The 4214-nt window shown below is 70.6% G+C and carries 7 protein-coding genes; 2 read left to right on the top strand and 5 right to left on the bottom strand.

Features of this window, described 5'->3' with window-relative positions:
* Positions 1 to 32 precede the first annotated feature (32 nt).
* The 5 genes from JWP28_RS14985 to JWP28_RS14965 form a co-directional block, all read right to left on the bottom strand.
* Positions 33 to 503 carry an SgcJ/EcaC family oxidoreductase gene (locus JWP28_RS14985; protein WP_299544105.1) on the bottom strand — a complete coding sequence of 157 codons (471 nt, stop codon included), beginning with the start codon at positions 501 to 503 and terminating at the stop codon, positions 33 to 35.
* Complete coding sequence (locus JWP28_RS14980) at positions 487 to 924, bottom strand: MerR family transcriptional regulator (protein WP_299544103.1); 438 nt, start codon at positions 922 to 924, stop codon at positions 487 to 489. Before JWP28_RS14980 ends, JWP28_RS14985 begins: the two co-directional genes overlap by 17 nt.
* Positions 925 to 980: 56 nt before the next feature.
* Positions 981 to 1451 (bottom strand): Holliday junction resolvase RuvX, encoded by a 471-nt coding sequence (gene ruvX / locus JWP28_RS14975; RefSeq protein WP_299544101.1) that lies wholly within the window; start codon positions 1449 to 1451, stop codon positions 981 to 983.
* Between the two features lie 42 nt (positions 1452 to 1493).
* The gene (locus JWP28_RS14970; protein WP_299544099.1) at positions 1494 to 2249 is read right to left on the bottom strand and encodes a 3-oxoacyl-ACP reductase family protein; all 756 of its coding nucleotides are present in this window, start codon (positions 2247 to 2249) and stop codon (positions 1494 to 1496) included.
* Between the two features lie 78 nt (positions 2250 to 2327).
* A complete protein-coding gene (locus JWP28_RS14965; protein ID WP_299544097.1) occupies positions 2328 to 2909 on the bottom strand; it encodes a TetR/AcrR family transcriptional regulator in 582 nt (193 codons plus the stop codon).
* Between the two features lie 123 nt (positions 2910 to 3032).
* On the opposite strand from JWP28_RS14965, the gene gatC reads away from it, so the two are divergent.
* Both gatC and JWP28_RS14955 read left to right on the top strand, forming a co-directional pair.
* Positions 3033 to 3320, top strand: coding sequence for an Asp-tRNA(Asn)/Glu-tRNA(Gln) amidotransferase subunit GatC (gatC, locus tag JWP28_RS14960; protein ID WP_299544095.1), 288 nt, complete (start codon positions 3033 to 3035; stop codon positions 3318 to 3320).
* A gap of 1 nt (position 3321) precedes the next feature.
* A partial coding sequence (locus JWP28_RS14955; RefSeq protein ID WP_299544094.1) for an amidase occupies positions 3322 to 4214 on the top strand: 893 nt, incomplete at its 3' end.

Below are 4214 nucleotides of genomic sequence, written 5' to 3'. Positions count from 1 at the left end.
GATCGACCTCTTCGCCAGCGGACTTTAGGCGGTCAGTTGGCCGGCGCTTCCTGCTCGCGGAGCGCTGCGATCCGCCAGGCGTCGCCGGTTCGGACCAGGACGGCCGTCGCGAGACCCTGTTCGCCGGACCTTTCGCCGCCCTGCGGCGTGCGCGCGCCGCGGATCGACCACTCGCCATCGACCACCATCACGCCGGGCGTCACGAGCCTCGTCCGCAGCAGTTTGAGGCCGCCCCGGCTGCCGGCGTACCCTGACGCGAAGGCCTGGGCGTAGAAGGCGGCGATGTCGGCGCGTCCCTGGGCGTGGAAGCCTGTCGGATTGGTGAAATCGCCGTTGGGCGCGAAATAGGCGGCGATGGCCGCCGCGTCGGCGCGGTCCCAGGCCTCGATGTAACCGCGCTGCAGGACTTCGACCGCGGGAGCCGCCGCCGGCGCGCCGGCGGCCGGGAAGCCGGCGGCCGTAAGGGCCATGCCGGCGAAGAGATTTCTAAGCCTGGGCGACACGGACGCCTCCCGAATGCGAGGGAAAGTCGGCGAGCACCGGGCAGGTCCCCGTCGCCGATCGCGCGCGGCAGCCGGTCAGGAAGGTCTCCAGCCTGACCTGCTGCTCCGCCAGCGCCGCCAGCTCGGCCTGGACCGCCGCCAGCTTGGCTTCCGCCGTCTCGCGCACCGCGCTGCAGAAGGCGCCCGGCCTATCGCCGACGTGGCCGAGCAGCTGTTCCACATCCTTCAGCGTGAAGCCGAGGCTCTGGGCGAGGCGCACGTAGCGCAGGATCCGCACCGCCTCGTCGTCATAGTGCCGGTAGCCGCCGTCAGCCGGCCGGACGGGCCGGGGAAGCACCCCGCGGCGCTCGTAGAAGCGGATGGTCTCGACACCCACGCCCGCCTCGCGGGCCAGTCGTCCGATGGTTCGCCGCTGGATCATGCTGATCGCCTCCGTTCGCGTCGAAGGCCTTGTAGCGTCCGTACCCCGGTACGGAGTCAAGCGGCCGAACGCAGCCGCTCCAGGGCGCCCTGCAGGATCCAGGCGGCGGCCATCTTGTCCACCAGGTCGGCGCGGCGAGCGCGGGTGACGTCGGCTTCCTCGATCAGCACGCGGTTGACGGCCATGGAACTCATCCGCTCGTCCCAGAAGGCGATGGGCAGGTCGTTGAGGCGCAGTAGGTTGCGCCCGAACGCCCGGCTCGACTGGCAGCGCGGGCCCTCGGTCCCGTCCATGTTGACCGGCAGGCCGATGACGATCCCCACGGCGCCGCGGCTTTCCATCAGCTTGAACAGGGTCTTGGCGTCGTCCGTGAACTTCGTCTTGCGGATCAGCTCCAGCGGGCTCGCCACCGTGCGCGTGACGTCCGACACCGCCACCCCGATGGTCTTCTCCCCCAGGTCCAGGCCCACGATCGGCGCGTAGGCGGGGAGCAGGGCGGGGAGTTCCAGGAGGTCGACGACGGCCATGGTCCAGCCATAGCCGCCGCTCCCGGCGTCCGCCAGCCGCCGTCAGATGTTGTAGCCGCCGTCCGCGGTCAGGCTGGCGCCGTTGATGTAGCTCGACTGTGGCCCGGCCAGGAACGCGACCAGGCTGGCGATCTCATCCGGCCGTCCCAGCCGACCCAAGGGGCTGGCCGCCTTCAGCCAGGCGTTGTGCGGGCTGTCGGCGGGGTTCATGTCGGTTTCGGTGGGACCCGGTTGGACGTTGTTCACGGTAACGCCCTTCGGCCCGAAATCGCGCGCCAGGCCGCGGGTCATGCCGGCGATCGCCGCCTTGGTGGCGGCGTAGATCGCCCCGCCGCCCACGCCGATGCGGTCGGCGACGACGCTGCCGATCATGATCACCCGGCCGCCGTCGCCGAGGTGCGCGGCGGCGGCTTCCGTGGCCGCAAAAGGCGCACGGACGTTGACTGCGTAAAGTCGGTCGAAGTCGCCCATGTCGTAGCCGGCAGCGCCGCGCATGCCGATGAGGCCGGCGTTGTTCACCAGGATGTCGAGGCGGCCGAAACGCGCCACGGTGGCGTCCACCGCGCCGCGCACGGCTTGCGGGTCGGCGCTGTCGGCCCGCAAGGCCACGGCGCGGCCGCCGTCGGCCTCCACGGCGGCTACGACCTTCTGCGCCTCGGCTTCCGCCCTGGCGTAGGTGAAGAACACGTCGGCGCCGTCGGCGGCCAGGCGGCGGACGATGGCGGCTCCGATACCTCGCGAGCCTCCCGTGACGAGGGCTGCCTTGCCGGCGAGGGGCGGGGTGGTCTGGGCGGTCATAGGATTTGTCCTTCTGTTTTTTATTGGAACGAGCAGTCCAGAATTGGACGCGATGGAGCGGGGGCGCGGTGCTGTTGGCTAGCGGGGTTTCAGGCTGTCGACGGCGAAGCCGGCGATTTCGCGAAGCGTCTCGGCGGGGGCGCCGGCCTTGGCCTGAACCTTCAGGCCGGCCAGGGTGGCGGCGATGAAGCGGGCGGCGGACCGGGCGTCCACGGACGGGGCCACCTCGCCGTCCGCCTTGCCGGCCTGCAGCAGGCGGACCAGTTCGCCTTCCAGGAGGTCATGGCTGGGTCTGGCGGCGGCGAGCACGTCCGGGTCCTGGCCGAATTCGCAGACGGCGTTGACGCCCATGCAGCCGCGGACGCGCCGCGGCTCGGGCTCGTTGGCGAAGCGCAGCAGCAGGGCCTTGATGGCCTCGGTGGCGGGCGAGCCGCTGCGCAGGTCCGCCAAGTGGCCCGCCACGCTCTCGGTGTTGTAGCGGGCGAGCGCCTCCAGGTAGAGCCGGCGCTTGTCGCCGAATGTGTCGTAGAGGCTCTGCCGTCCGATCCCCATGGCGGAGGTCAGGTCGTCGGTGGAGGCCCCGGCGAAACCCTTCGCCCAGAACACCTCGATGGCCGCCTGCAGCGCTGCGTCACGATCGAAGGCCTTGGGTCTCGCCATGCGCCAGACATAGGGTTCTGGAATGATGAGTCAAGAACGCACCGGGCCGCTCTCCCGAGCGAGCGCTTGCAAAGGCGGCCAACAGGCGGCTAACCCACGGCCCTTGAGTTACAGGAGGGCCCGATGGCCATCGACGCAGCGACTGTCCGCAAGGTCGCCAAGCTGGCGAGGATCGCGGAGCCGGAGGAGAAGCTGGAGGGTCTGGCCAGGGAGCTCTCGGGCATCCTCAACTGGATCGAGCAGCTGAACGAGGTCGACACTGACGGCGTCGAGCCGATGGCCTCGGCCGTGCACATGCCCGCGCCGATGCGCGAGGACGTTGTCACCGAGGGCGGCGATCCGGAGGTGGTGCTGTCCAACGCCCCCAAGCGCGCCGGCAACTTCTTCGTCGTTCCGAAGGTGGTCGAGTAAGATGGCCGCGCTCACCTCGCTCACCCTGAAGGCCGCGCTGGACGGCCTGAAGGCCAAGTCCTTCTCTTCCGTCGAGCTGACCCAGGCGCACGTCGAGGCGGTCGAGGCCGCCCGCGCGCTCAACGCCTTTGTCTTGGAAACCCCCGAACAGGCGCTGGCGATGGCGAAGGCGTCCGACGCGCGCCGCGCGGCCGGGACCGCGGGCCCGCTGGACGGCGCGCCGCTGGGCATCAAGGACCTGTTCTGCACCAAGGGCGTCCGCTCGACCGCCGGCTCGAAGATCATCGGCGAGTTCAAGCCGACCTACGAATCCACCGTCACCGCCAACCTGTGGCGCGACGGGGCGGTGATGCTGGGCAAGCTCAACATGGACGAGTTCGCCATGGGCTCCTCCAACGAAACATCGGCCTGGGGGCCGGTGGTCAACCCCTGGCGGAGCCGGGGCGGCAACGCCCAGCTGACGCCGGGCGGCTCGTCCGGCGGCTCGGCTTCGGCGGTGGCGGCGGAGCTGTGCCTGGGGGCCACGGCCACGGACACCGGCGGCTCGATCCGCCAGCCGGCCTCGTTCACCGGCACGGTGGGGATAAAGCCGACCTACGGCCGATGCTCGCGTTGGGGCGTGGTGGCGTTCGCCTCCTCGCTGGACCAGGCCGGGCCGATGGCGCGCACCGTCGAGGACGCAGCCATCCTGCTGACCTCCATGGCCGGCCACGATCCGAAGGATTCCACCAGCCTGCCGGTGGAGACCCCGGACTTCGCTAGCTTCGTCGGCAAGTCGGTAAAGGGCCTGCGGGTCGGCGTGCCGCGGGAATACCGGGTCGACGGCATGCCCGCCGAGATCGACGCCATCTGGGAGCAGGGGATCGCCTGGCTGAAGGAGGCCGGCTGCGAGAT

Source organism: Phenylobacterium sp., from assembly GCF_028290885.1.
In the GTDB taxonomy this organism is placed as follows: Bacteria; Pseudomonadota; Alphaproteobacteria; order Caulobacterales; family Caulobacteraceae; genus Phenylobacterium.
Note: the sequence above shows the minus strand (reverse complement) of the source record. Positions and strands in the feature narration are given on the sequence as shown.

Excerpts from the sequence above, each read along its gene's own strand:
- JWP28_RS14980 (WP_299544103.1), bottom strand. The coding sequence starts at position 924 with ATGATCCAGCGGCGAACCATCGGACGACTGGCCCGCGAGGCGGGCGTG.
- ruvX (WP_299544101.1), bottom strand. The coding sequence starts at position 1,451 with ATGGCCGTCGTCGACCTCCTGGAACTCCCCGCCCTGCTCCCCGCCTAC.
- JWP28_RS14970 (WP_299544099.1), bottom strand. The coding sequence starts at position 2,249 with ATGACCGCCCAGACCACCCCGCCCCTCGCCGGCAAGGCAGCCCTCGTC.
- JWP28_RS14965 (WP_299544097.1), bottom strand. The coding sequence starts at position 2,909 with ATGGCGAGACCCAAGGCCTTCGATCGTGACGCAGCGCTGCAGGCGGCC.
- gatC (WP_299544095.1), top strand. The coding sequence starts at position 3,033 with ATGGCCATCGACGCAGCGACTGTCCGCAAGGTCGCCAAGCTGGCGAGG.